Origin of the sequence: Pseudomonas sp. NBRC 111130 (genome assembly GCF_001320485.1) — a bacterium.
Taxonomy (GTDB): domain Bacteria; phylum Pseudomonadota; class Gammaproteobacteria; order Pseudomonadales; family Pseudomonadaceae; genus Aquipseudomonas; species Aquipseudomonas vlassakiae.
The window spans coordinates 20,012-43,171 of sequence record NZ_BCBG01000010.1 but is presented as its reverse complement, the minus strand read 5'-3'; the positions used below and the strand labels follow the sequence as shown (position 1 = coordinate 43,171).

Annotated in this window: 16 protein-coding genes; 12 read left to right on the top strand and 4 right to left on the bottom strand. The window is 64.1% G+C overall.

Annotated elements, in window-relative coordinates:
- Nucleotides 1–48: 48 nt before the first annotated feature.
- Entirely contained in the window at nt 49–828 is a 780-nt protein-coding gene (gene gloB, locus APH33_RS04610; RefSeq protein WP_054884020.1) for a hydroxyacylglutathione hydrolase, read from the bottom strand.
- Between the two features lie 85 nt (nt 829–913).
- Between gloB and APH33_RS04605 the strand changes: the two genes are divergently transcribed.
- The 4 genes from APH33_RS04605 (at nt 914) to APH33_RS04590 (ending at nt 5,278) form a co-directional block, all read left to right on the top strand.
- Nucleotides 914–1,687 (top strand): class I SAM-dependent methyltransferase, encoded by a 774-nt coding sequence (locus APH33_RS04605; protein ID WP_054884019.1) that lies wholly within the window; start codon nt 914–916, stop codon nt 1,685–1,687.
- A gap of 13 nt (nt 1,688–1,700) precedes the next feature.
- A complete protein-coding gene (gene rnhA, locus APH33_RS04600; RefSeq protein WP_054884018.1) occupies nt 1,701–2,147 on the top strand; it encodes a ribonuclease HI in 447 nt (148 codons plus the stop codon).
- Between the two features lie 51 nt (nt 2,148–2,198).
- Nucleotides 2,199–2,957, top strand: coding sequence for a DNA polymerase III subunit epsilon (gene dnaQ, locus APH33_RS04595; protein WP_054884017.1), 759 nt, complete (start codon nt 2,199–2,201; stop codon nt 2,955–2,957).
- Between the two features lie 71 nt (nt 2,958–3,028).
- Nucleotides 3,029–5,278: an Orn/Lys/Arg decarboxylase N-terminal domain-containing protein gene (locus tag APH33_RS04590; RefSeq protein WP_054884016.1), complete on the top strand. Its 2,250-nt coding sequence runs from the start codon at nt 3,029–3,031 to the stop codon at nt 5,276–5,278.
- Here APH33_RS04590 and APH33_RS04585 read toward each other — a convergent pair.
- Nucleotides 5,262–5,480, bottom strand: coding sequence for a hypothetical protein (locus APH33_RS04585; RefSeq protein ID WP_027919089.1), 219 nt, complete (start codon nt 5,478–5,480; stop codon nt 5,262–5,264). The genes APH33_RS04590 and APH33_RS04585 overlap by 17 nt on opposite strands.
- A 158-nt stretch (nt 5,481–5,638) precedes the next feature.
- Between APH33_RS04585 and APH33_RS04580 the strand changes: the two genes are divergently transcribed.
- On the top strand, nt 5,639–6,199 hold the full coding sequence (locus tag APH33_RS04580; protein WP_054884015.1) for an NADPH-dependent FMN reductase: 561 nt from the start codon (nt 5,639–5,641) through the stop codon (nt 6,197–6,199).
- Between the two features lie 107 nt (nt 6,200–6,306).
- Here the strand turns inward: APH33_RS04580 and phnX are convergent, their stop codons facing one another.
- Entirely contained in the window at nt 6,307–7,134 is an 828-nt protein-coding gene (gene phnX / locus APH33_RS04575) for a phosphonoacetaldehyde hydrolase (protein ID WP_054884014.1), read from the bottom strand.
- A gap of 34 nt (nt 7,135–7,168) precedes the next feature.
- The gene (locus APH33_RS04570) at nt 7,169–8,275 is read right to left on the bottom strand and encodes a 2-aminoethylphosphonate--pyruvate transaminase (RefSeq protein ID WP_054884013.1); all 1,107 of its coding nucleotides are present in this window, start codon (nt 8,273–8,275) and stop codon (nt 7,169–7,171) included.
- Between the two features lie 112 nt (nt 8,276–8,387).
- Here APH33_RS04570 and APH33_RS04565 point away from each other — a divergent pair, with 112 nt between their 5' ends.
- The 7 genes from APH33_RS04565 to APH33_RS04535 all read left to right on the top strand — a co-directional run bounded on the left by APH33_RS04565 (nt 8,388) and on the right by APH33_RS04535 (nt 23,153).
- Nucleotides 8,388–9,251, top strand: coding sequence for a LysR substrate-binding domain-containing protein (locus APH33_RS04565; protein ID WP_054884012.1), 864 nt, complete (start codon nt 8,388–8,390; stop codon nt 9,249–9,251).
- Nucleotides 9,252–9,314: 63 nt separating this feature from the next.
- On the top strand, nt 9,315–10,364 hold the full coding sequence (locus tag APH33_RS04560; protein WP_054884011.1) for an AraC family transcriptional regulator: 1,050 nt from the start codon (nt 9,315–9,317) through the stop codon (nt 10,362–10,364).
- 47 nt (nt 10,365–10,411) lie between these two features.
- On the top strand, nt 10,412–14,911 hold the full coding sequence (locus tag APH33_RS04555) for an NEL-type E3 ubiquitin ligase domain-containing protein (protein ID WP_054884010.1): 4,500 nt from the start codon (nt 10,412–10,414) through the stop codon (nt 14,909–14,911).
- A complete protein-coding gene (locus APH33_RS04550; RefSeq protein WP_054884009.1) occupies nt 14,908–19,395 on the top strand; it encodes an NEL-type E3 ubiquitin ligase domain-containing protein in 4,488 nt (1,495 codons plus the stop codon). The genes APH33_RS04555 and APH33_RS04550 overlap by 4 nt, the downstream gene beginning before the upstream one ends.
- 124 nt (nt 19,396–19,519) lie before the next feature.
- Nucleotides 19,520–21,169, top strand: coding sequence for an AMP-binding protein (locus tag APH33_RS04545; RefSeq protein WP_054884008.1), 1,650 nt, complete (start codon nt 19,520–19,522; stop codon nt 21,167–21,169).
- 11 nt (nt 21,170–21,180) lie between these two features.
- A complete protein-coding gene (locus tag APH33_RS04540) occupies nt 21,181–21,948 on the top strand; it encodes an SDR family NAD(P)-dependent oxidoreductase (protein WP_054884007.1) in 768 nt (255 codons plus the stop codon).
- Between the two features lie 11 nt (nt 21,949–21,959).
- A complete protein-coding gene (locus tag APH33_RS04535) occupies nt 21,960–23,153 on the top strand; it encodes an acetyl-CoA C-acyltransferase (RefSeq protein ID WP_054884006.1) in 1,194 nt (397 codons plus the stop codon).
- The last annotated feature ends 7 nt before the right edge of the window (nt 23,154–23,160 follow it).

Genomic DNA, 23,160 nt, shown 5'->3' with positions numbered 1-23,160 from the left:
CCGCCTGGGTCAACCGTTGCGAACCCTCTGCGATATATCTTGAGGTTATCAGAAGCGGTCCTTCCAAGACCTCAAGGCAGCAAAAACAGTGACCTGCGAGTCGTTTGAATGTCCCTTCCATTCGTCTGCTTTTTGTTTAACTAATGTTTCAGCAGTACGCAGGAATGGGTTGGTCAGGCGCTCGAGGCCGATCGTTGAAGGCAGGCTGATGCGATTTTCGGCGCGCAACCGGGTAACGTCTTCGAAACGCTGCAGAACGTGGGGATTGGCAGGTTCCACCGCCTTGGCGAAGCGCAGGTTGCTTAGGGTGTATTCATGGGCACAGTAGACTTCGGTCTGCTCCGGCAGCGCTGCCAGGCGGGCGAGGGCAGGCTGCATCTGCTCCGGAGTGCCTTCGAACATGCGCCCGCAACCGGCGGCGAACAAGGTGTCGCCACAGAACAGAAGGGGTGTCGCTGGCTGGTCACTGAAGTAGGCGATATGCCCCAGGGTGTGGCCGGGCACGGCCAGAACCCGGAAGGCCACGCCCAGGACGCTGACCTGGTCGCCCTCGTCCAGCGCCAGGTCGCGGCCGGGGATCTGCTCGTGGGCCGGGCCGCAGACGCGGGCACCGGTCTGTTGCTTGAGGCGTTCGACACCCCCGACATGGTCGTGGTGGTGGTGGGTCACCATGATGGTGTCCAGCGTCCAGCCGGGGTTGGCAGCCAGCCAGGCTTCCACCGGGCCGGCATCACCCGGGTCGACCACCGCGCAGCGGCGTTTGGCAGTATCCTGTAACAACCAGATGTAGTTGTCGGAGAAAGCGGGGAGAGCGTCGATCTGTATCATGGTGCGGATCCGTATCGCCATGGGTGGCACATGAGGTCATCTTAGCCACGATGGCGCGGTGCGGGAACCTTCGAGGGAGAGCGCAATGACCGACCAAGCCTTTGCTCAGGCCGACCCGGAATGGGTCGAACTGATCAGCCTGGCCCGTGAGTGGTTCAACGGCCCACTCGGCCAGCTGATGCTGAAGGAAGAGGAAAAACTGCTGGAAGAAGAGCTCGGGCGCTTCTTCGGTGGCTACCTCGTGCACTATGGCCCTTGTGCCGAGGCGCCGCCCAGCGCGCCGCAGGTGCAGCGCAACGTGCGCCTTGGCGCGCCGTTGCCGGGGGTAGAGATCGTCTGCGAGGAGCAGGCCTGGCCATTGGGCGAGCACGCCGCCGACGTGGTGGTGCTGCAACATGGGCTGGATTTCAGCCTTTCGCCCCACGGCCTGCTGCGCGAGGCGGCCAGTGCGGTGCGTCCCGGTGGGCACCTGCTCATTGTCGGCATCAACCCCTGGAGCGGTTGGGGCCTGCGCCATTTCTTCAGCCAGGGTGCCCTGCGCAAGGCCCGCTGCATCTCGCCGTCACGGGTCGGCGACTGGCTCAACCTGCTGGGCTTCGCGCTGGAGAAACGCCGCTTCGGGTGCTATCGTCCGCCGCTCACTTCGCCGGCCTGGCAGCAACGCCTGGCAGGCTGGGAACGGATGGCGGGAGGCTGGCAGAGTGTCGGCGGCGGGGTCTACCTGCTGGTGGCGCGCAAGATGGTGGTTGGCCTGAGGCCGTTGCGCCAGGTGCGCCGCGAACCGATGGGCAAGCTGCTGCCGCTGCCACTGGCCAAGGTCAACCGCACCGCCGCCAGGCCGGATACCGAAAAGCACTGAACATGAGTGGTACATGAGCGATAGCGTCGAGATGTATACCGATGGCGCCTGCAAGGGCAACCCTGGCCCAGGTGGCTGGGGCGTCCTGCTGGTCTTCAAGGGCGTCGAAAAGGAACTGTGGGGCGGCGAACGCGAAACCACCAACAACCGCATGGAACTGATGGCCGCGATCCAGGGGCTGATGGCGCTCAAGCGTGAGTGCGAAGTGGTGCTGACCACCGACTCGCAGTATGTGATGAAGGGCATCAACGAGTGGATGGCCAACTGGAAGAAGCGCGGCTGGAAGACGGCGGCCAAGGAACCGGTGAAGAACGCCGACCTGTGGCAACTGCTCGACGAGCAGGTCAACCGCCACAAGGTCACCTGGAAGTGGGTGCGCGGGCATATCGGCCACCCCGGCAACGAACGCGCCGACCAGCTGGCCAACCGTGGCGTCGAGGAAGTGCGCGCCAAGCGTTGAGCTGCGGTACAATCGCCGCCTTTGTAACTGATGCAAGTTGGAGCGCCCCGCGTGGAGCAGCAGCAAGATAACCGCCTGGTCATTCTCGATACCGAAACCACCGGTATGCCGGTCACTGAAGGCCACCGCATCATCGAGATCGGCTGTGTCGAGGTCATTGGCCGGCGCCTGACCGGGCGTCACTTCCACGTCTACCTGCAGCCCGACCGCGAAAGTGACGAGGGCGCGATCAACGTCCACGGCATCACCGATGCGTTCCTGGTGGGCAAACCGCGCTTCGCCGATGTGGCCGAAGAGTTCTTCGAATTCATCCAGGGCGCCACGCTGGTCATCCACAACGCCGCGTTCGACGTCGGTTTCATCAACAACGAGTTCGCGCTGCTGGGGCAGAGCGACCGCGCCGACATCGCCAACCATTGCACCGTCCTCGACACCCTGCTGTTGGCCCGTGCCCGCCACCCGGGGCAGCGCAACAGCCTCGATGCGTTGTGCAAACGCTACGACATCGACAACTCCGGTCGTGAACTGCACGGCGCATTGCTCGACGCCGAATTGCTGGCCGATGTCTATCTGGCGATGACCGGCGGCCAGACCAGCCTGTCGCTGGCCGGGCATGGCGCTGACAGTGACGGTGATGGCCAGGGCGCTGGCGGCAGCGAGATTCGCCGCATCGTCGGGCGGGCACCGGGGCGGGTGATCATGGCCAATGCCGCAGAACTGGAAGCCCACGCCGAACGGCTGGCGGCGGTGGCCAAGTCGGCGGGCGGGCCTTCGCTGTGGCAGACGCTGACCGAGGCACCTGCGAGCTAACAGGCCGGCACAGACAGCACAAGGCCTACTACCCTCAATAGGACACCAAGTCCTGCGGAGGTAGTTGCCGGATGTACAAGGACCTCAAGTTTCCGATCCTCATCGTCCACCGTGCGGTCAAAGCCGACAGCGTTGCCGGCGAGCGCATCCGCGGCATCGCCGAGGAACTGAGCCAGGACGGTTTCGCCATCATCAAGGCTGCCGATCACACCGAAGCGCGGCTGGTCGCCACCACCCACCATGGTCTGGCCTGCATGCTGATCGCCGCCGAGGGCGTCGGCGACAATACCCACTTGCTGCAGAACATGGCCGAGCTGATACGCCTGGCCCGGTTGCGTGCGCCTGACTTGCCGATCTTCGCCCTGGGTGAACAGGTCACCCTGGAAAACGCGCCGGCCGAGGCCATGAGCGAACTCAATCAGCTGCGCGGCATTCTCTACCTGTTCGAAGACACTGTGCCGTTTCTCGCCCGTCAGGTGGCGCGTGCCGCACACAACTATCTTGATGGCCTGCTGCCGCCGTTCTTCAAGGCCCTGGTGCAGCACACCGCACAATCCAACTATTCCTGGCACACCCCCGGCCACGGCGGCGGTGTGGCCTACCGCAAGAGCCCGGTAGGCCAGGCATTCCACCAGTTCTTCGGCGAAAATACCCTGCGCTCGGACTTGTCCGTGTCGGTGCCGGAGCTGGGCTCGCTGCTCGACCACACTGGCCCCTTGGCCGAGGCCGAGGCGCGTGCCGCGCGCAACTTTGGTGCCGACCACACGTTCTTCGTCATCAATGGCACTTCCACCGCCAACAAGATTGTCTGGCACGCGATGGTCGGCCGCGATGACCTCGTGCTGGTGGACCGCAACTGCCACAAGTCGGTGGTCCACGCCATCATCATGACCGGCGCCATCCCCCTCTACCTGTGCCCCGAACGCAACGAGCTGGGCATCATTGGCCCGATACCGCTCAGCGAGTTCAGCCCCGAGTCGATCAAGGCCAAGGTGCTGGCCAATCCCCTGGCCAAGGGGCGTGAGCCGCGGATCAAGCTGGCGGTGGTGACCAACTCCACCTACGACGGGCTGTGTTACAACGCCGGGTTGATCAAGCTGGCACTGGGCGCCAGCGTCGAGGTGCTGCATTTCGACGAGGCCTGGTTCGCCTATGCGGCGTTTCACACATTCTTCGAGGGCCGCTACGCCATGGGTACTGTGTGCGGCGAGGGCAGCCCGCTGGTGTTCAGTACCCATTCCACTCACAAGCTGCTGGCCGCCTTCAGCCAGGCCTCGATGATTCACGTGCAAGATGGTGCCCAGCGTCAGCTGGATCGCGACCGCTTCAACGAAGCGTTCATGATGCATATCTCCACCTCGCCGCAATACAGCATGCTCGCCTCGCTGGATGTGGCTTCGGCCATGATGGAGGGTCCGGCCGGCCACTCGCTGCTGCAGGAGATGTTCGACGAAGCCTTGAGTTTCCGCCGTGCGCTGGCCAATCTGCGTGAGCACATCGCCGCCGAAGACTGGTGGTTCAGCATCTGGCAGCCGCCAGCGGCAGAGGGCATCCAGCGCCTGTCGGCGCAGGACTGGCTGCTGCAACCGGGCGCCGAGTGGCATGGTTTTGGCGACGTGGCGGACAACTATGTGCTGCTCGACCCGCTGAAGGTGACCTTGGTGATGCCCGGGCTGAGCGCGGACGGCGTATTGGGCGAGCACGGTATTCCGGCGGCGGTGGTCAGCAAGTTTCTTTGGGAGCGCGGGCTGGTGGTGGAGAAGACCGGTCTGTACAGCTTCCTGGTGCTGTTCTCGATGGGAATCACCAAGGGCAAGTGGAGCACGTTGCTCACCGAGCTGCTGGAGTTCAAACGCCATTACGACGGCAACACAGCGCTGAGTAGCTGCCTGCCGAGCATCGTTGCGGTCGATGCCGCTCGTTACCAGGGGCTGGGCCTGCGCGACCTGTGCGACCAGCTGCATGACTGCTACCGCGCCAATGCCACGGCCAAGCAGCTCAAGCGGTTGTTCACGCGGTTGCCGGAGGTGGCCGTAAGCCCGGCGCGGGCTTATGACCAGATGGTGCGCGCAGAGGTAGAGGCAGTGCCGATAGAGGCCTTGCTGGGTCGTGTGGCAGCAGTGATGCTGGTGCCGTACCCACCGGGGATCGCGCTGATCATGCCAGGCGAGCGGTTTACCGAAGCAACCCGCTCGATCCTCGACTACCTGGCGTTTGCCCGGGCGTTCAACAGCGGTTTCCCGGGGTTCGTCGCTGATGTGCATGGCCTGCAGAATGAGAGCGGCCGATACACGGTCGACTGCATCAAGGAATGCGAATGATCTCGACGCCGGTCTGTGCCAGTTCGAAGCGGTTTTCACCCAAGTGGTTGACGCGATCGCCGATCGCCAGGCGGTAGGTGGTGATCGGGGCACCCAGTGCGCTGCCGTCTGCCTGGAGGGTGGACTCCTGGAACTCGTGCACGGGGTAGATACGGCCTTCGGCGTCACGGGCGTGGAACTGGCCGACCATTACTGCTGCCATTTGGGTGAAAACCTCTGAATTACGTAGGAAATGTCTGCAGGGATAGACCCTAAAAGGTACCTGGAAGTTTTCGAAGCCAGGAAAAAAATCCGGGCCGCCGAGGAACGGTCATCTATAACTACAGACGTCCCTTTCTCCAGCAACGGATGGATAACGCCATGAGCCAGGTGTATTCGGTAGCGGTTGTCGTCGGCAGCTTGCGCAAGGACTCCTACAACCGCAAGGTTGCCCGCGCACTTTCGGAGCTGGCACCGTCCAGCCTTGCCCTGAAGATTGTCGAGATCGGCGACCTGCCGCTGTACAACGAGGACGTTGAGGCCGAGGGCGTGCCCGAGGCGTGGAAGCGGTTTCGCGATGAGATTCGCCGCAGCGATGCGGTGCTGTTCGTCACTCCGGAATACAACCGTTCGGTGCCGGGCTGTTTGAAGAATGCCATCGACGTTGGTTCGCGGCCGTATGGGCAAAGCGCGTGGAGCGGCAAGCCGACGGCGGTGGCCAGTGTGTCGCCCGGGGCCATTGGCGGGTTTGGTGCCAATCATGCGGTGCGCCAGTCGCTGGTGTTCCTCGACATGCCGTGCATGCAGATGCCCGAGGCGTATATCGGCGGGGCGGCGAGCCTGTTCGATGAGGCGGGCAAGCTCAGTGACAAGACCAGGCCATTCCTGCAGGGCTTCATCGACAAGTTCGCTTCCTGGGTGAAGTTGAACCGGGTGGTCTGATCCATCATTGTTGCCTGAACTGACGCATTCGCGGGCACGCCCGCTCCCACAGAGGAATGCATAACCCTGGGAGCGGGCCTGCCCGCGAATGGCTAAACACCGATTTGTCAGAAGGCCTGCGGCATCTCGCCCTTGGCCAGGCGGCGGTTGATGTCGGCTACCACCTCCGGCAGTTCGTTGATGGTGTCGATCAGGTAGTGGGGCCGCGAGCCGGCAAACAGTTGGTGAATGCGCTTGCGCTCGCTCTCCAGTCTTGCTGTGCTCAACGCCTGATAACCCTCCCAGGTCAGCCCCAGAGCGTTGCCCGAGCACACCAGGGCAACGGTCCACATGCCGGCACGGCGGCCTTCGAGAATGCCCGGCACGGTGTCGTCGACCTTCACACACGCCGCCACATCATCAATCCCCAGGGCAATCACGTTGGCCAGGGCCTGGGCTGGCCATGGGCGGCCATTCGGGGTTTCGTCGGTGGCCACCACGTGGTCGGCGACGTAGCCGTTCTGCGCCGCCAGTTCCACCACTTTGTCCATCACCACCTTCGGGTAGCCCGAGCACGAACCGATCTTCAGGCCGCCCTGGCGCAGGCTGTTGAGGGTGTCCAGGGCGCCGGGGATCAATGCCGAGTGCACGGCGATTTTCTCGATCTGCAGCGGCATGAAGCGGTTGTAGATGGCGGTAACGTCATCGTCGGTCGGGGTGCGGCCGAACACCTTGCGGTAGCGCTCGGCGATCTCTGGCAAATCGCACAGGGTGCGGATGTGGTCCCACTTGCCCATCCCCATCGGGCCACGGGCTTCCTCGATGGAGACCTGCACATCGAACTCGGCGAAGGCTTCGACGAAGATCTGGGTCGGGGCGAAGGAGCCGAAGTCGACCACGGTGCCAGCCCAGTCGAGGATGGCGGCTTGCAGCTGGGTAGGATTGCTGTAGTTCATGTGAGCGGGTTCCTGAAATTGGGTGGGCAAAGGGTTAGATGTCCAGCACTTCCATTTCCCGCAGCACTTCGGCCACGGCATTGACGGCAGCTTGCATGCCGTCGGCACCGACCACGCCGATGCAGCCGACGCGGAACGTTTCGACCTGGGTCAGTTTGCCCGGGTAAAGGATGAAGCCCTTGGCCTTGACCCGCTCGTAGAAGTCCTTGAACTGGTAGCGGGCATCGTTCGGCGCATGGAAAGTGACGATGATCGGCGCCTGGATTTCGGCCGGCAGGAAGCTGCGCAGGCCGATGGCGGCCATGCCGGCGAGCAGGGTCTTGCAATTGTCGGCGTAGCGCTGGTGGCGGGCGGGCAGGCCGCCTTCCTCACCGTACTGTTGCAGCGCTTCGTGCAGGGCGGCGACCACGTGGGTCGGCGGGGTGAAGCGCCACTGGCCGGTCTTGGCCATGTAGGCGTGCTGGTCGTGCAGGTCCATGGCCAGCGAGTGGGCGTTGCCTTCGGCGGCGGCCAGAGCGCGTTTCTCGGCAAACACGAAGCCCATGCCGGGCACGCCTTCGAGACATTTGCCGGACGCAGCGATCAGCGCTTCGAAAGGAATCTCACGGGCATCGATGGGCAGTGCGCCGAACGAACTCATGGCATCGATGATCAGGCGCTTGCCGTGGCCTTTGACCACCTGGGCGATTTCCGCCAGGGGGTTGAGGATACCGGTGCTGGTTTCACAGTGGATCAGCGCCACGTGGGTGACAGCCGGGTCGGCGGCGAGCAGGCGGTCGACATCGGCGGCGGTGGTCGGTTGGTCCTCGGCGGTCTCGAAGGTACTGCAGGCGCGGCCCAGCACTTTGCAGATCTTCGCCAGGCGTTGACCATAAGCGCCGTTGATCAATACCAGGACCTTGCCGTCACGCGGCACGAGGGTGCCGATGGCCGCCTCCACGGCGAAGGTGCCGCTGCCTTGCAGGGGCACGCAGTGGTGGCTGGCGCTGCCGTCGATGATCGCCAGCAGTTGCTCGCAGACACTGGCGGTCAGCTGGTTGAAGTCGCGGTCCCACGAGCCCCAGTCCACCAGCATGGCTTGGCGGGTGCGGATTGAAGTGGTCAGTGGGCCAGGGGTCAGCAAGATCGGGGCGTTGCTCATTCCGTTATTCCTCGCAAGCGGTGGGCTGAAACTACGAGGCCTAGGTTGCAATTCGCACTGCCATCAATCAAATTGTTTGTCGTTATCCGAGCTATAAGTCAGGCCGATAGATATGAACCTCTTCCAGCTGCGTGCCTTCGATGCCGTCGCCCGTGAAGGCAGCTTCACCCGCGCCGCCGCGCGCCTGTTCATCAGCCAGCCGGCGGTGACCGGGCACGTCAAGGCGCTGGAGGAGCATTACCAGATCACCTTGCTGCGGCGCACTGCGCGGCGCGTGGAGTTGACCGAGGAAGGCACCCGCCTGGCGGCGATCACCCGCGCCATGTTCGGGTTGGCTGAAGAGGCACAAGCCATGCTCGAGGCCAACCGCCAATTGCTCACCGGGCGCCTGGAAGTGGCCGCCGATGGTCCGCATCGGGTCATGCCGATGCTGGCACTGCTGCGCGAGCGCTATCCGGGCATCACCGTCAACCTGCGTCTGGGCAATGCCCAGGAAACCCTGGCGGCCTTGCTCAGCGAGCACGCCGACGTCGCCGTGCTGACCGAGATAGAACCACGCAAGGGCCTGCACCTGCAGAACCTCTGTGAGTCACGCCTGTGTGCCTTGCTGCCTGCGGGCCACGCCTGGGCGCAGGCCCGGCAGGAACTGCCACTGGCCGAGTTGCACCAGCAGATCATGGTGCTGCGCGAGCCCAGTTCCACCACCCGGCGCACGTTCGACAAGGCCTGCGGCTCGGCGGGTGTGCAGCCCCGGGTGCTGCTGGAGCTGGACAGCCGTGAGGCGGTGACCGAGGCGGTGGCGTCTGAACTGGGCATCGGCGTGGTGTCATCGACCGAGGTGGCCAACGACCCGCGGGTGGTGGCACGTCCGCTGGCTGGCCAGGGTCTGCTCAACCAGCACATGCTCGGCTGCCTGGAGCGGCGCCGCGAGTTGCGCCTGATCCAGGCTTTTCTCGGGCTGGCGGGCAGCCTGTGAGCAGGGCTGGTGTTTTCCACCTGTGGGCCTAAGATGGCCAGCACAGTGCAACCGGGACAATCGATGAGCGAGAAAGACACGATCTCCATGCAACTGGTGCGCGAAGCCCTGTTGCAGACTTGCCCGGCAGGGCAGCCCGATAGCGGCCTGCTGGCCCGGGCAGGCATCGACTGCGGCCAGCTGGAGTTGCCCGAGGCACGGGTCTCTGCCGAAGCCTACGCACGGCTCTGGCGCCTGCTGGCGCGGCGCTGCAATGACGAGTTCTTCGCCATGGACCCGCGTGGCCTGCGCAGCGGTAGCCTGGCTTTCATGTGCCGTGCGAGCATGGCCCACGCCACCCTCGGCGCTGGCCTGGAGACGGCCCTGGAGTTTCTCTCGCTGATGCTCGAAGACCTGCAACCCAGCCTGGTACGTCAGCAGAGCTTGGCCGAAATTGTCATCAATGAGCCGCGTGACGAACCGCGCCGCGCCTTCACCTACTTTACCTTCTGGATGATCGTGCACGGCGTGGCCTGCTGGCTGGCCGGCCGGCGCATCCCGATCCTGGCCATCGACCTGCGCTGCAGCGAACCACCGTTCTGCGACGACTACCGGGTGATGTTCTCGGGAAACCTGCAATTCGGCCGCCCGCGTTCGCGCATGATCATCGCCGCCGACTGCCTGGACATCCCGCTGCGGCGCACGCCCGAGGAGTTGCAACGCTTTCTCGCAGAAGCGCCGGGCAACATTTTGGTCAAGTACCGCGATCCCGCCAGCCTGGCTCGGCGCATCCGCCATGACCTGCTGCGCCTGGACCCGGCCTTGTGGCCGGATGCCGAGGGCCTGGCCCGGCAGTTGTGCCTGTCTCCGTCGACCCTACGTCGGCGCCTGGCGGAAGAGGGCCAGAGCTACCAAGGGCTCAAGGACAGCGTGCGACGCGAACTGGCCATCGCCTGGCTGGCCGAAGAGCGCCTGGGCATGCTGGAAATTGCCGCGCGCCTGGGCTTCGCCGACGGCAGTTCGTTCTACAAGGCTTTTCGTAAATGGTTCGGTTGCAATCCAGGGCATTACCGCAGCCTGGTGTTGGGAGTAGAGCTGACCGGTGAGGTGGGTTTTCCTGCTGCGGGTGATTGACGGCGAGCCCTAGAGTCGGGGGGACATTCACGACTTCGGAATCTCCCATGGTTGTTCAACCTGTCTCCCACGATGCCAAGCTGGCCAGCGCGCTTGACGATTTCATTGCTGAACAATTGCCTGACTGGCTGAAAACCGCTTCGCCCCAGGCCATCAACCGCTTGCGCGAGCGCTTCGCGCCACTGCATGCCGTGCAGCAGTCGCTGCGCGTTGTCCTTGACCAGCTTGAGCCTCTTGAAGCGTTTGCTACGCGCTGGCTCGAGCGCAGGGTCACCGGGCTGTTGCCCCAGGCCCGGCCCCTGCACATGCTGACCTGGCGGGAAACCCGGATGCGCTTTGCGCCGCCGCCGTTCAGTGACCCGTCACTGGCGCTGCCCGAAAGCGAACCGTTTCAGGTACGCCAACCGGCGCTGCAACGCCTGTTGCAGAATTTCGAGGCGGGCGCGTCATTTTACGAGGGCACGGCCCTGGTCGATAGCGACTCTGACACCCCTGTCAAAGCGCAGGTATCAGACATTGTGACGCAATGCCGCAACCTGGACGTTGGCCGCCTGTATCAGGAGCACCTGGAGCAGGTGTTCACGCCTCTGGTGATCGAGCAACAGGCACGTGAACAGCAGTTGTCGTTGCAGGTGGCACTGGAGATTGCCGTGCTGCGCCGCCAGTTGCCCGAAGCCGACGTGCGCTTCCTGCGCGCATGGGCGCAGGGCTTGCCGGTGCAGCATGATCGAGGGCGGCACCGGGCCATGGGCCTGACGCTGATGGGCTGTCGTATCGGCGGCGCGCTGGCGATCGAGATCCGCGATGACTGGTCGCCGGGCGGCGGGCCGATCACATTGCCAGGGGTGGCCGCGGTGTTGCTCTACCTACCTGGCGAGCCGCAGCCACTGCAACGCTTCGATGACTGGCAAGAGCTTGCCGCGCACCTGGGCACCTGCGTGCGTCAGCTGGCGTTTCGCAAGCGTCTGTTGCAGCGGGTTGCCTTGGCCGAGCGGGCGGCCTTCATCGCTACCCTGAGCAAGCGCCTGGGGGATAGCCAGGTCGATGTCGACGCAGGCGGTGAGCGCCTTGATGGCGATGTCTGTCTCGGCCTGGCCCGGCATCATTGCCAACGCATCAAGGATGACGCCCGCTGGTTGGCCGTGCCCACCGCCGATGTCGACCATGCGCGCAGCCAGTCGCGCATCGAGGCGTTGGAGCAGGTCGGGGTGGTCTTGCTCAATGTGCTCGGCCTGTTTGTACCGACGGTGGGGGCGTTGCTGTTCACGCAATTGATTGGCCAGACCCTGGCCGAGGTCTTCGAAGGCGCGGCAGATTGGGCCCGGGGACGCGACCATGAGGCCCTTGAGCACATGCTGGGGGTTGCCGAAACGGTTGCCGTCACTGCTGCCTTGGTCCTGGGCATGCACGCCGTGGCGCGGGGCTTCCCGCGCAGCGCGCTGGTCGACGGCATGGAACCGGTCATCGGCGGGGCAGGCAAGCCACGGCTGCAGTCGGTCGAGCTGGGGGCCTACCGGGTAAGCACGCCACCGGCCAACGGGGTGTGGCAGGACAATGGTCTGTTGATCGCTGATGGGCGTTGGTGGTGGCAGGATGAGCATGTCACCTATGAGGTCCATCAGGTTGGCCATCATTGGCAGCTCAAGCATCCGCAGCGCCAGGGCGGTGTGCACCCCGGGTTGCGTCACAACGGCGAGCGGGGCTGGCGACTGTGGCGCCAGCGACCGCTGGAGTGGCAAGGGGCGCAGCGCATGCTGGGTTACCTGTGGCCCGAGGCTGCGCAGCTGGACAGCGAACGTGTGCAGCAGATCTTGCGGGTGGCGGATGTCGACGAGGCGCAGTTGCGTGGGCTGCTGGTGGAAAACCGCCGTTTGCCGGTGCAGCTGCGCGATACCCTCGAACGCTTCGCCAGGGCCGAGCGCATCGAGCGGTTTCTTGGCCGAGTCGCCCTGGGCCAGATACTCGATGAAGATCGTGTCTGGTTCGTTTGGTGTGTAGACAAACTGGCCGTGGGCGAACTGCCGCTCGATGCGCAGTTTACCGCCATCGACCAGGCGCAGGCCCGGATGCGTGAAGGACTGCTGGCTGACCTTGATCACGATGTGGGCGCTGACCAGGCGCTGCTTGGCGTGATCATGCGCGACTTCCCAGGGCTGCCCAAGGCTTATGCCTTGCGCGTGCTCGACGAGGCCAGTGATGCGCAGCGCGCAATCATGAGTGAGCATGCCAGGCTGCCGCTGGCCGTGGCCGAACAGGCCCGGGCGCTGTTGCAGGTGGCGCGGCTGACACGGGTACGCGAAGCCTTCTACCTGCCCGGCAGCCATCGTGAAGACGCACTGGAACTGGTCTTCGACCTGCTGCGCCGGTATGCCGCCTGGCCGCAATCGGCCAACCTCGAGCTGCGTCGGGGTAGCGATGCCGGGCCCCTGTTGGCACGCCTGTATCCCGGAGATGAAGCATTGGTACTGGTGCACCGGGAAGGCCAGTTCGAGATCCATCGCAACGATGGATACCCGACGTCAGTGCAACCCGAAGCGCCTGCTGGCCTGGCCGAAGTGCTGCTGGCCTGTTTGCCCCAGGCGCACCGACAACGCCTGGGCTGGGATGGCGCCGATGCCAGTGGGCGGCTTGTCGCTGACTTGCAAGGCTGGTTGCCGGCCACGCGCGAAGCCCTGATGCGGCAGTTGGGCATGAGTGAGATCAAACCCTGGCTGAACCCGGCCAGGCGGCGTGCAGACGGGCGCATTGGCTATGCCCTCAGCGGGCGCAGCAGCGGCAGGATGCCTGCTCACTCATTGCTGCGTTGGCGCTTGCGTGGCCTCTACCCAAGTTTCGATGACGCTCAGCTGGAGCAGCATCTGCAACGGTTGCTGAGCCTGCCCGGCTCGCCATACAGCCATCTACTGGCCGAGGAGCAAGCCTATCGCCGCCTGCATGACTGCCTGCAGACCTGGATCGAGCAAAGCCCTGTGCCAGGCCAGGCTCGGCAGGCCCGCCAGCGTATTGCGAGCCAATTGCGCCGTTGCTGGCGGCGGGAGGGCGAGCAACTACCGGATGACGACGGAGTGCCCTCGAGTGCTCGCCTGAGCTTGATTGGCCTGGTGCCGGGAGGCTTGCCGACCTTGCCCCCCGGCGTCAGCTTCGGGCATGTGAGCGAACTGCTGCTGGTCGGCATGAGCCTGGAGGCGTTGCCTGCAGGCTTCCTGACGGCATTCCGCGAAGTTCGCTCGCTGACCCTGTCGAACAACCGCTTGACCGGCCTGCCTGCAGAGCTGCAAAGCCTGTCGCGCTTGCAGTCCCTTGACCTGCGGAACAACCGTATACGCATGAATGCCGGTGGACTCGAAGTTTTGCGCGGCTTGTCGCAACTCGATGTGCTGGACCTGAGCGATAACCCGTTGCGAGTAATCGATCTGCAGATCAGTAGCTTGGCACGCCTGCGTCGGTTGTACCTCAGACGGGCCGAGCTTCGCGCGATACCGGGCGGCATTCAGTGGTGCAGCCTGCTCGAACTGGCAGACCTGCGCGACAACCAGATCGCCACCCTGCCAAGGTTCATGCTGCAGGAAACGCAGGCGTTCCGCCGTCGTCTGCGGCTCGAGGGTAATCCGCTGTCGGCAGATGACTTCACCCGGCTGGCGCAGTCTGAGCCCAGGCATCCGGCGGCAGCGTCGGCGGCGCGCGGTTGGCGTGCCTGGAGCGATGGTTTGTCGATGGACGCTGAGGAGCAATTGGCCACGCAATGGCGCGCATTGGCCGGTGAGCCAGGCAGCACGGACTTCTTCATGCTGCTCGATGCGTTGGTCGATAGCAGCGACTATAGCCGAGCCTGGGAAGATCTGCGTCGACGCGTGGTGCAGATGCTGCAAGCCATGGCTGCGGACAGCCGCTTGCGCCACGAGCTGTTCGAACTGGCCAGCCACCCGCGAACCTGCGTTGACAGCATTGCGCACTGCTTCAGTACCCTGGAGGTGCGCTCGATGGTTGTCCGGGCCCTGCAAGCGGCGCCACCTGGCAGCGAAACCCACGCGCGCCTGCAACTGGGGCGGCAGTTGTTTCGCCTCGACCGGGTCGAGGCTCTGGCCCGTGACCACGTCCTGCGCGAGTCGCAGGCCGGACGGGTGGTTGACGAGATAGAAGTCAGCCTGGCCTATCGCATTGGCCTGGCGGGGCCGCTGGGTCTGCCAGGGCAACCACGCAGTATGCGTTTCCCGACCATCGCCAGGGTCACCCAGGCCGACCTGAATGCCGCTGAACTGGCCGTGTACCGGGCCGAAGCGGGTGGGCTGGCAGCTTATGTGAGCGAGCGCGACTTTTGGCGCGAGTGCTTGCGCCAACGCGAGGCGCAGCGCTTCGACGCGCTGGAGCAACCATTCTGGCAACGCCTGGAGGCACTGGACCTTCGCCGAGCTGAATTGGGCGATGGCGCCTACTTGCGGCAAATGCAGCAACTGGCCAGCGAGCGTGAGGCAGCGACCCAGGCATTGATCCTGCAACTTACCGAACAGGCGCTTGCCGCCAGCCCTCTGACGGAGTCGGGCCGATGACTTACAACCGCAATGGCGCACTTCTCGGCAGCGCTGCTGAGACCAAAATGGCACAGGCCACCCACGACTTTATCGCCGCGCGCGTTCCCGATTGGTTGAAGCGGGCGTCGGTTGCCCAGATCAACCACTTGCGCGACCGGTTCAAGGCCCACCAGCAGAGCCAGGAGCGGGTGCGCAGTGCGACCAGGCGCCTGGTGCCTCTGCAGCGCTTCGCCGAGTTGCATTTTCAGCAGTTGGTCGATCAGTTGCCCGGTGCGCCGGTGCTGGACAATCTGCAGTGGTTGGAGATACGCCGCGACTTCCGTGTACCGCCGGGCGGTGGTTTGCCTAGCGACCAAGTGATTGAACAGCGTGAACCGGCCGTGTTGCGGTTCATGCAGAACTTTGATGAGGGCGCAACCTTCTACGTAGGCACCGGCCTGGTGGTGTCGGGCAGCAGCGTACCGCTGACCGCAGACCTCGAAGCGTTGGTGGAAGCCTGCCGCCGCCGGGATGCAGGTGGCATTTACCAGCGTCTGCTGGAAGAGGTATTTACCGATACGACCTGCGAAATCCTGAAGCAGGACAAACGTGCCGGCCTCGTTCTGGCCACGGAGATTGCTGCGCTGCGGGGCGACATTTCGGTACATCAGCAGATTGCCCTGCTGGCGGTAGCGATGCCTGGAACTGAAGCGAGTCTCGGATTGCAGGGTTATCCGGGGATGCTGAATGTCCTGGGCCACGCGTTGTCCGACGCGTTGTTGATTCAGTTGCGCGATGCTTCAGGCAACGATCAGGGGGTTATTCTGTATCTGCCTAGCGAACCCGCCAGGGCGTTGCGCTACTTTGCCTCGACTGCACAGATGAATGCGGACCTGGTGAGCGCCTTGCAAAAGGCGGACTACCGTAACTACTTCAGCCAATTGGTGGGCGTGAACGAGCGCGCAGCATTTCTCGACACGCTCGGCAAACGGCTTAGTGATCCGCAACCGGATCTGCAACTGGAAGGGGTAACCCATTCCGGTGACCTGTACGCGCAGTGGGTTGCCCTGCAGGTACAGCGGGTCAAGGAAGACGCACGCGTATTGTTGGTGCCAACCGCGCGGGTCGATCAGCAGGCTTCGGAGCAGCGACGCCAGCGCTGGCGCAGTGTCGGGCTTGGCCTGGCAAACCTGGCCGGGCTGTTCATTCCTGGGGTCGGGGCGATACTGCTGGGGGCACTTGTGGTGCAAACGCTGGCGGAAGTATTCGAGGGTGCTGCGGACTGGTTTCATGGTCATCAGCACGAAGCGCTGGAGCACATGCTGGGGGTTGCCGAAAATCTCGCAGTCACGATTGCCGTTGGCGCGGGTGTCAGCGTTGTGGCCCGGGGGGTTGTAGCCAGTGATTTTGTCGAAGCCCTCGAACCGGTGGCAGTGGGTGAGCGGGGGGCGCGGCTGTGGTTCAATGACCTTGCAGCCTACGCGGCAGTGCCCGAGAACCCGCAATTGGCAGCGGACGGGCTTTATCACGGGGAAGGACAGCGCTGGTTGCGTGCAGGGCAGCGCTACTTCCCGGTTCAACGGCCAAAAGCCGATGGTCCTTGGCGGTTGCGCCATTCGCAGCGCCCGGAAGGTTACGCGCCAAGGCTTGAGTTCAATGGCGAGCGTGGTTGGCGGCTGTATGATGCCCGGCCGCTGGAAATTGACGACCTGCAGACCCTGATTGCTGATTTGTGGCCGCACGACCCTCCCTTGGATGCGGCACGCACCACGCAGGTGTTGTTGGCGGCGGATGTCGATGGCGAGGCATTGCGCGGTTTGGACGTAGAAAACCGTGCCGTCCCGGTCAGTCTGCGTGATGCTCTCGAACGTTTTCAGGCCGATGCGCGTATCGAAAGGTTCTTCGCCAGGTTGGACGCCGGCGCGATACCGTCCGACGACATACCAGTGCTGCAATGGTGCCTGGCACAATCGGGGGTGCCGCCAATGGGCGAGCCCATGCGCGAGTATCTGCTTGATCACGCCCCTCGTCTGCGGGAGCGCCTGTTCGACCACCTGAACCATACCGAGCCTGGTGACGACCCGTTGCTGAGGGTGATCAGACACGATTTTCCGGAGCTTCCCGAGCGTTACGCACGGGTGCTGTCGGCCGATACCGGCGCTATCGAGCGTAGCCTGGCCTTGAGCGAGGGCAAATTGCCCTTGCGCTGCCTGCAGCAGGGGGCCTCTCTATTGCGTCTGGCACGGCTGAACCGAGCGGTTTGTGGATTGTACCTGCAGAGTGCTTACTGCAATGAAACCGGTGAGCTGGTCCTGGCGTTGTTGTCTCGTCTGCATGCCTGGCCAGCGATCAATCTGCAACTCTGGAGTGAGCCGTATGGCGGGCGTTGTTTGGCGTCTCTCGACCTCCCGCATGACGCAGCGCCTGTGTGGAAATTGGTGCGCAATGATGGCTATTTCCAGCTCCGTGAAGAGACGGCCGATGGCGTCAGCACCATGATTGCCGAGTCGGCCGATCTGTTCGAGGCGCTGCTGACGTTGGTCAACCCCGCAGAATACCGAGAGCTGGGCATCGACGACGGTGAGCCGGCTGCCTTACTGCGCCAGCGGGTGGTCGAGCAGTTGCCGGCAACGCATGGCGAGATCGGGCGCTTGCTCGGCTGGCCGCAGCAGGCACGCTGGTTCAACCCTGGGCGACGCATGGCCGATGGCCGTGTGGGCTACCCCCTAAGTGGTCGGCTGCCGCGGCGGCGTAGCCAGCAGAGCGTCTTGCGTGATCGCTTGCGAAACCTGTACCCCGGGCTAGACGACGCCGCCATCAACACGCAACTGGCACGCCTGCTGGCAGCACCCGGTTCGGCCTATGACGCATTGCTGGAACTCGAGGACGATTTCGCCCAGCTGGAACAGCATCTCAACCGCTGGACCAGCTTCGAGTTCGACCCCGCGCGCCTGGCCGTGCGCCAGCAGGTAGCCGAACGCTTGCGTCGGGCCTGGCGCCTGCAGGGTGAACCGCTGGGTGGTGAGGGGGAGGGGCAGCGTCTGAGCCTGATCAACCTGAACGTGAGCAGCCTGCCGGAGCTGCCGGCGCATATCGACTTTCCCCAGATCCGGGAGCTGATACTGCGTGACCTGCCTATCTCAGGCGTGCCTACTGACTTCCTGCGCTGTTTCAGTAACCTCCAAGAGCTGAGCCTGAGCAACAACCGCCTGCTGAAGGTGCCTCTAGGTATTGCTCATCTGGTCAAACTTCGCAGTATACGTCTGGCGCACAACCGCATCCGTCTGGACGAGGGCGCGCTCAATGCCATGAACGGCCTGCCCCGGCTCAGGCACCTGGACCTCAGCTACAACCCGTTGGGCGCTTACTATTTGCGCTACAACCAGTTGCCGCACCTGGTCGAGTTGAACCTGCGCCATTGCCAACTGGGTGAATGGCCGTCGGGCCTGGAGTTGTGCGAGGGTCTGGAGCGTATCGACCTGCGTGACAACCAGCTGGGGCCGGTTCCTGATGAAATTCTTGCGATGCCGCATGTCTATCGGCGTGGGTTTCTGGTCGAACGCAACCGTATGGGCATCGTGGAGATCCAGCGGCTTTATGCGCTGGACACCATTGAGGAGCATTTTCATCTGCCGGAACCACGCCGCCTGGCCGACCCTACAGCGACCCGTCAGCACTGGCTCGCAACAGTCGACGAGGTGGCGCGTGAAGGCCGGCAAGCGCTGTGGGACAGGCTGGCGGCAATGCCTGAAAGCCAGGGGTTGTTCAACTTGCTTGGGCGCTTGGAGGACACTGGCGATTTCGACGAGCCCAGTGCCAACCTGGCCGACCGAGTATGGTCGCTGCTCGACGCGCTCAGTGGCAACGTCGGGCTGCGGCAACGCGTCTACAGCCTGGCGCAATTGCCCCTGAGCTGTGCCAACAGTGTCGCGGATCGTTTCAGTGAATTGCAGTTACGGGTAGTGGTGGATGCCGCTGAACGCAATGCCACGCCGGAACGGGGCAATGACTTGTTGCGGCTGGGCCAGGGGCTTTTCCGCCTGGACCGTGTCGAACTGTTCGCACGGCAAGACATCATGCGGCGCCTGGCTGCCCGCGATCGGGTCGACCAGATCGCCGTGGGGCTGTACTACCGCGTGCACCTTCGGCAGCGCCTGGGCTTGCCCTGCCAGGCCTGGACGATGCGCTACGCCGATGCGGCGAATGTAACCGATGCTCAGCTGGAAGCAGCCGTTGGCGCCGTACGCGCCGCAGAGACCCCCGAGGCGATGGCCCGCAGCCTTTGCCAGCGGGTGTTCTGGGAGCGATTTATCGAGGCACGTCACCCGCAGGCATTTGCGGCGCTCGAAATGCTCATCAGCGAACGCCGGGCGGTGCTCGCGGCCCAACAGGGGCAACTGCCGGCCATCGAGTATCAGCATCTCCTTGACAACCTCGACATCGAACGGGCTGCGGAGCGCCAGATGCTGGCGCTGGAGCTGACGCGGCAGTTGCTGCTCGGGCGCGAACGGGGTCAAGGGTAAACCGGCCTGCGGCCAAACCGGTCATCGCGATTGACAGCTTTGGCCATTGCCGGAGCCCTTGAGCAGCGCGAACATCTTCGGACCGATGGTTCAACTCCAAAAACAACAATCCAGGAGTCCGACGATGCGCGATTACGCTGAGGCCGCTCGTGCCTTCGACCATGCCCAGGCCTCTGCTGCTGCGCTGCATGGCGATCTCGCTGCCCTCAATGCCTGTGTCGAATGCTGTGACCGCCATACCGGTGGCGGTAAACTGGCGCTGGTCTACGAAGACCGTGATGGCAACGGAGCCCGTTACAGCTTTGACCAGCTCAAGAGCCAGGCTGCCCGCTTCGCCAATGTGCTCAAGGCGCAGGGCGTGGGCTCTGGAGATCGGGTCGCCGGCCTGATGCCGCGCACCGCCGAACTGCTGGTGACGATCCTCGCCACTTGGCGCCTGGGTGCGGTATACCAGCCGTTGTTCACCGCCTTTGGCCCCAAGGCCATCGAGCATCGTCTGGAACAGTCTCATGCTCGTGTGGTGGTCACCGACGCCCAAAACCGCCCCAAGCTCGATGAAGTGCACGGTTGCCCGACGATCATCACTGTCGAGGCCCGCAGTGGCGAACTGGATTTTCGGCAGTGTCTGGAGGCAGCAGACGAAGTGTGCGAACCGGTGATGCGCTGTGGGGACGACCCGTTCCTGCTGATGTTCACCTCTGGCACCACCGGCCCGGCCAAACCGTTGGAAGTGCCGCTGCGTGCCATCGTCGCCTTCCAGGGCTACATGCGCGATGCCGTTGACTTGCGCCCTGGCGATCACTTCTGGAACCTGGCCGATCCGGGCTGGGCTTACGGTCTGTACTACGCGGTCACCGGGCCCTTGGCCCTGGGCCACGCCACCACCTTCTATGATGGCCCGTTCAGCGTCGACAGTTGCGCGCGGGTAATCGACAAGCTGGGTATCACCAATCTGGCCGGTTCACCCACGGCGTACCGTTTGCTGATCGCCGCTGGCAAAGACTTCTCGACACCGGTCAAAGGCCGTCTGCGCGTTGTCAGCAGCGCTGGCGAGCCGCTCAACCCGGAAGTGATCCGCTGGTTCGCCGACGAACTGGGGGTCACCATCCACGACCATTACGGCCAGACCGAACTGGGTATGGTGCTGTGCAACCATCATGGCCTGCAGCACCCTGTGCACCCGGGGTCGGCCGGCTTCGCCATCCCCGGTCACCGTATTGTCGTACTGGGCGAGCAGGGCAACGAATTGCCGGCTGGCCAGCCGGGCATCCTGGCGGTGGACCGCGAGCAATCGCCGCTGTGCTGGTTTGGCGGCTACCACGGCGTGCCGACCAAGGCCTTCGTCGGCAAGTACTACCTCAGTGGTGACACCGTCGAACTCAATCCGGACGGCAGTATCAGCTTTGTCGGCCGTAGTGATGATGTGATCACCACGTCCGGTTACCGCGTGGGGCCTTTCGACGTCGAAAGCGCCCTGATCGAACACCCGGCGGTGATCGAAGCTGCGGTGATCGGCAAGCCGGACCCCGAGCGCACCGAGCTGATCAAGGCCTTCGTCGTGTTGGCCAGCGGTTACCAGGGCTGCGCCGAGCTGGAAGAAACCCTGCGTCAGCACGTGCGTCAGCGCCTCTACGCACATGCCTACCCCCGAGAAATCGAATTCGTCAGCGAGCTGCCCAAGACCCCGAGCGGCAAGCTGCAACGCTTCATCCTGCGCAATCAGGAAGTGGCCAGACAACATGCGCAACAGGCCACCCCTGTCAGCGCCTGCTAAGGAACGAGATCATGCAGATAGCCAACAAACACTTCATCGTCAGCGGCGGTGCCTCCGGGCTGGGCGCTGCCACCGCGCAGATGCTGATCGAGGCCGGTGCCAAGGTCATGCTGGTTGACCTCAATGCCCAGGCTGTCGAGGCCAAGGCCCGTGAACTGGGTGACAACGCCCGCTTCGCGGTGGCTGACATCAGCGACGAACAGGCCGCGCAGACGGCGGTCGAGGCTGCTGTCAGTGCCTTTGGCAGCCTCCACGGCCTGGTCAACTGTGCCGGCATCGTCGGTGCCGAGAAGGTGTTGGGCAAGCAGGGGCCGCACGGGCTGGCCAGCTTCACCAAGGTCATCAATGTCAACCTGATCGGCAGCTTCAACCTGCTGCGGCTGGCGGCAGCGGCCATGGCCGAAGGCCAGGCGGACGACAGCGGTGAGCGCGGGGTGATCATCAACACCGCGTCCATCGCCGCCTATGATGGCCAGATTGGCCAGGCTGCCTATGCCGCCTCCAAGGGTGCCATCGCCAGCCTGACCTTGCCGGCGGCCCGCGAACTGGCGCGCTTCGGTATCCGTGTGATGACCATCGCCCCCGGCATCTTCGAAACGCCGATGATGGCTGGCATGACCGAAGAAGTACGTGCCTCGCTGGCGGCTGGCGTGCCGTTTCCGCCGCGCCTGGGCCGTCCACAGGAATATGCCGCTCTGGCCTGCCACATTATCGAGAACAGCATGCTCAACGGCGAGGTGATCCGCCTCGACGGCGCACTGCGCATGGCTGCCAAGTAAGGAGACCGATCATGACCCTCGCCAATGACCCGATCGTTATCGTCAGCGCCGTGCGCACGCCCATGGGCGGCCTGCAGGGCGACCTCAAGAGCCTGACCGCGCCACAGCTGGGCAGCGCCGCTATCCGTGCTGCCGTCGAGCGTGCCGGGATCGATGCCGCCAGTGTCGAGCAGGTGCTGTTCGGCTGCGTGTTGCCCGCAGGCCTCGGCCAGGCCCCGGCCCGCCAGGCGGCACTTGGTGCCGGGCTGGACAAGCACACCACCTGCACCACCCTGAACAAGATGTGCGGCTCGGGCATGCAGGCGGCGATCATGGCCCATGACCTGCTGCTGGCAGGTTCTGCCGACGTGGTAGTGGCCGGCGGCATGGAAAGCATGACCAACGCGCCTTACCTGCTGGACAAGGCCCGTGGCGGCTACCGCATGGGCCACGGCAAGATCATCGACCATATGTTCATGGATGGCCTGGAGGACGCCTACGACAAGGGGCGTCTAATGGGCACCTTCGCCGAGGATTGCGCCCAGGCCAACGCCTTCAGCCGCGAAGCGCAGGACCAGTTCGCCATCGCCTCGCTGACCCGCGCCCAGGATGCGATCGAGAACGGCCGTTTCGCCGCCGAGATCGTGCCGGTGGAGGTCACCGAGGGCAAAGAAAAACGCGTCATCAAGGACGACGAGCAGCCGCCCAAGGCGCGCCTGGACAAGATTGCGCAGCTCAAGCCGGCCTTCCGCGAGGGTGGCACGGTGACTGCCGCCAACTCCAGTTCCATCTCCGACGGTGCCGCAGCCCTGGTGCTGATGCGCCGCTGCGAAGCTGAAAAGCGGGGCCTCAAGCCGCTGGCGGTGATCCACGGCCATGCTGCCTTCGCCGATACTCCCGCGCTGTTCCCGACAGCGCCGATCGGTGCCATCGACAAGCTGATGAAGCGCACGGGCTGGAACCTTGCTGATGTCGACCTGTTCGAGATCAACGAAGCATTCGCCGTGGTTACCCTGGCGGCCATGAAGCACCTCGACCTGGCGCACGACAAGGTCAACATCCACGGCGGCGCCTGCGCCCTGGGCCATCCGATCGGTGCTTCGGGCGCGCGCATCCTGGTGACCCTGCTGTCGGCCTTGCGCCAGAACAACCTGCGTCGCGGCGTGGCGGCCATCTGCATCGGCGGTGGCGAGGCCACGGCCATGGCCGTCGAATGCCTGTACTGAGGTGAAT

Excerpts from the sequence above, each read along its gene's own strand:
- APH33_RS04540 (WP_054884007.1), top strand. The coding sequence starts at position 21,181 with ATGCAGATAGCCAACAAACACTTCATCGTCAGCGGCGGTGCCTCCGGG.
- APH33_RS04535 (WP_054884006.1), top strand. The coding sequence starts at position 21,960 with ATGACCCTCGCCAATGACCCGATCGTTATCGTCAGCGCCGTGCGCACG.
- APH33_RS04585 (WP_027919089.1), bottom strand. The coding sequence starts at position 5,480 with ATGGCAGCAGTAATGGTCGGCCAGTTCCACGCCCGTGACGCCGAAGGC.
- APH33_RS04590 (WP_054884016.1), top strand. The coding sequence starts at position 3,029 with ATGTACAAGGACCTCAAGTTTCCGATCCTCATCGTCCACCGTGCGGTC.
- APH33_RS04570 (WP_054884013.1), bottom strand. The coding sequence starts at position 8,275 with ATGAGCAACGCCCCGATCTTGCTGACCCCTGGCCCACTGACCACTTCA.
- APH33_RS04560 (WP_054884011.1), top strand. The coding sequence starts at position 9,315 with ATGAGCGAGAAAGACACGATCTCCATGCAACTGGTGCGCGAAGCCCTG.
- APH33_RS04580 (WP_054884015.1), top strand. The coding sequence starts at position 5,639 with ATGAGCCAGGTGTATTCGGTAGCGGTTGTCGTCGGCAGCTTGCGCAAG.
- APH33_RS04555 (WP_054884010.1), top strand. The coding sequence starts at position 10,412 with ATGGTTGTTCAACCTGTCTCCCACGATGCCAAGCTGGCCAGCGCGCTT.
- APH33_RS04565 (WP_054884012.1), top strand. The coding sequence starts at position 8,388 with ATGAACCTCTTCCAGCTGCGTGCCTTCGATGCCGTCGCCCGTGAAGGC.
- APH33_RS04550 (WP_054884009.1), top strand. The coding sequence starts at position 14,908 with ATGACTTACAACCGCAATGGCGCACTTCTCGGCAGCGCTGCTGAGACC.
- rnhA (WP_054884018.1), top strand. The coding sequence starts at position 1,701 with ATGAGCGATAGCGTCGAGATGTATACCGATGGCGCCTGCAAGGGCAAC.
- APH33_RS04605 (WP_054884019.1), top strand. The coding sequence starts at position 914 with ATGACCGACCAAGCCTTTGCTCAGGCCGACCCGGAATGGGTCGAACTG.
- phnX (WP_054884014.1), bottom strand. The coding sequence starts at position 7,134 with ATGAACTACAGCAATCCTACCCAGCTGCAAGCCGCCATCCTCGACTGG.
- gloB (WP_054884020.1), bottom strand. The coding sequence starts at position 828 with ATGATACAGATCGACGCTCTCCCCGCTTTCTCCGACAACTACATCTGG.
- APH33_RS04545 (WP_054884008.1), top strand. The coding sequence starts at position 19,520 with ATGCGCGATTACGCTGAGGCCGCTCGTGCCTTCGACCATGCCCAGGCC.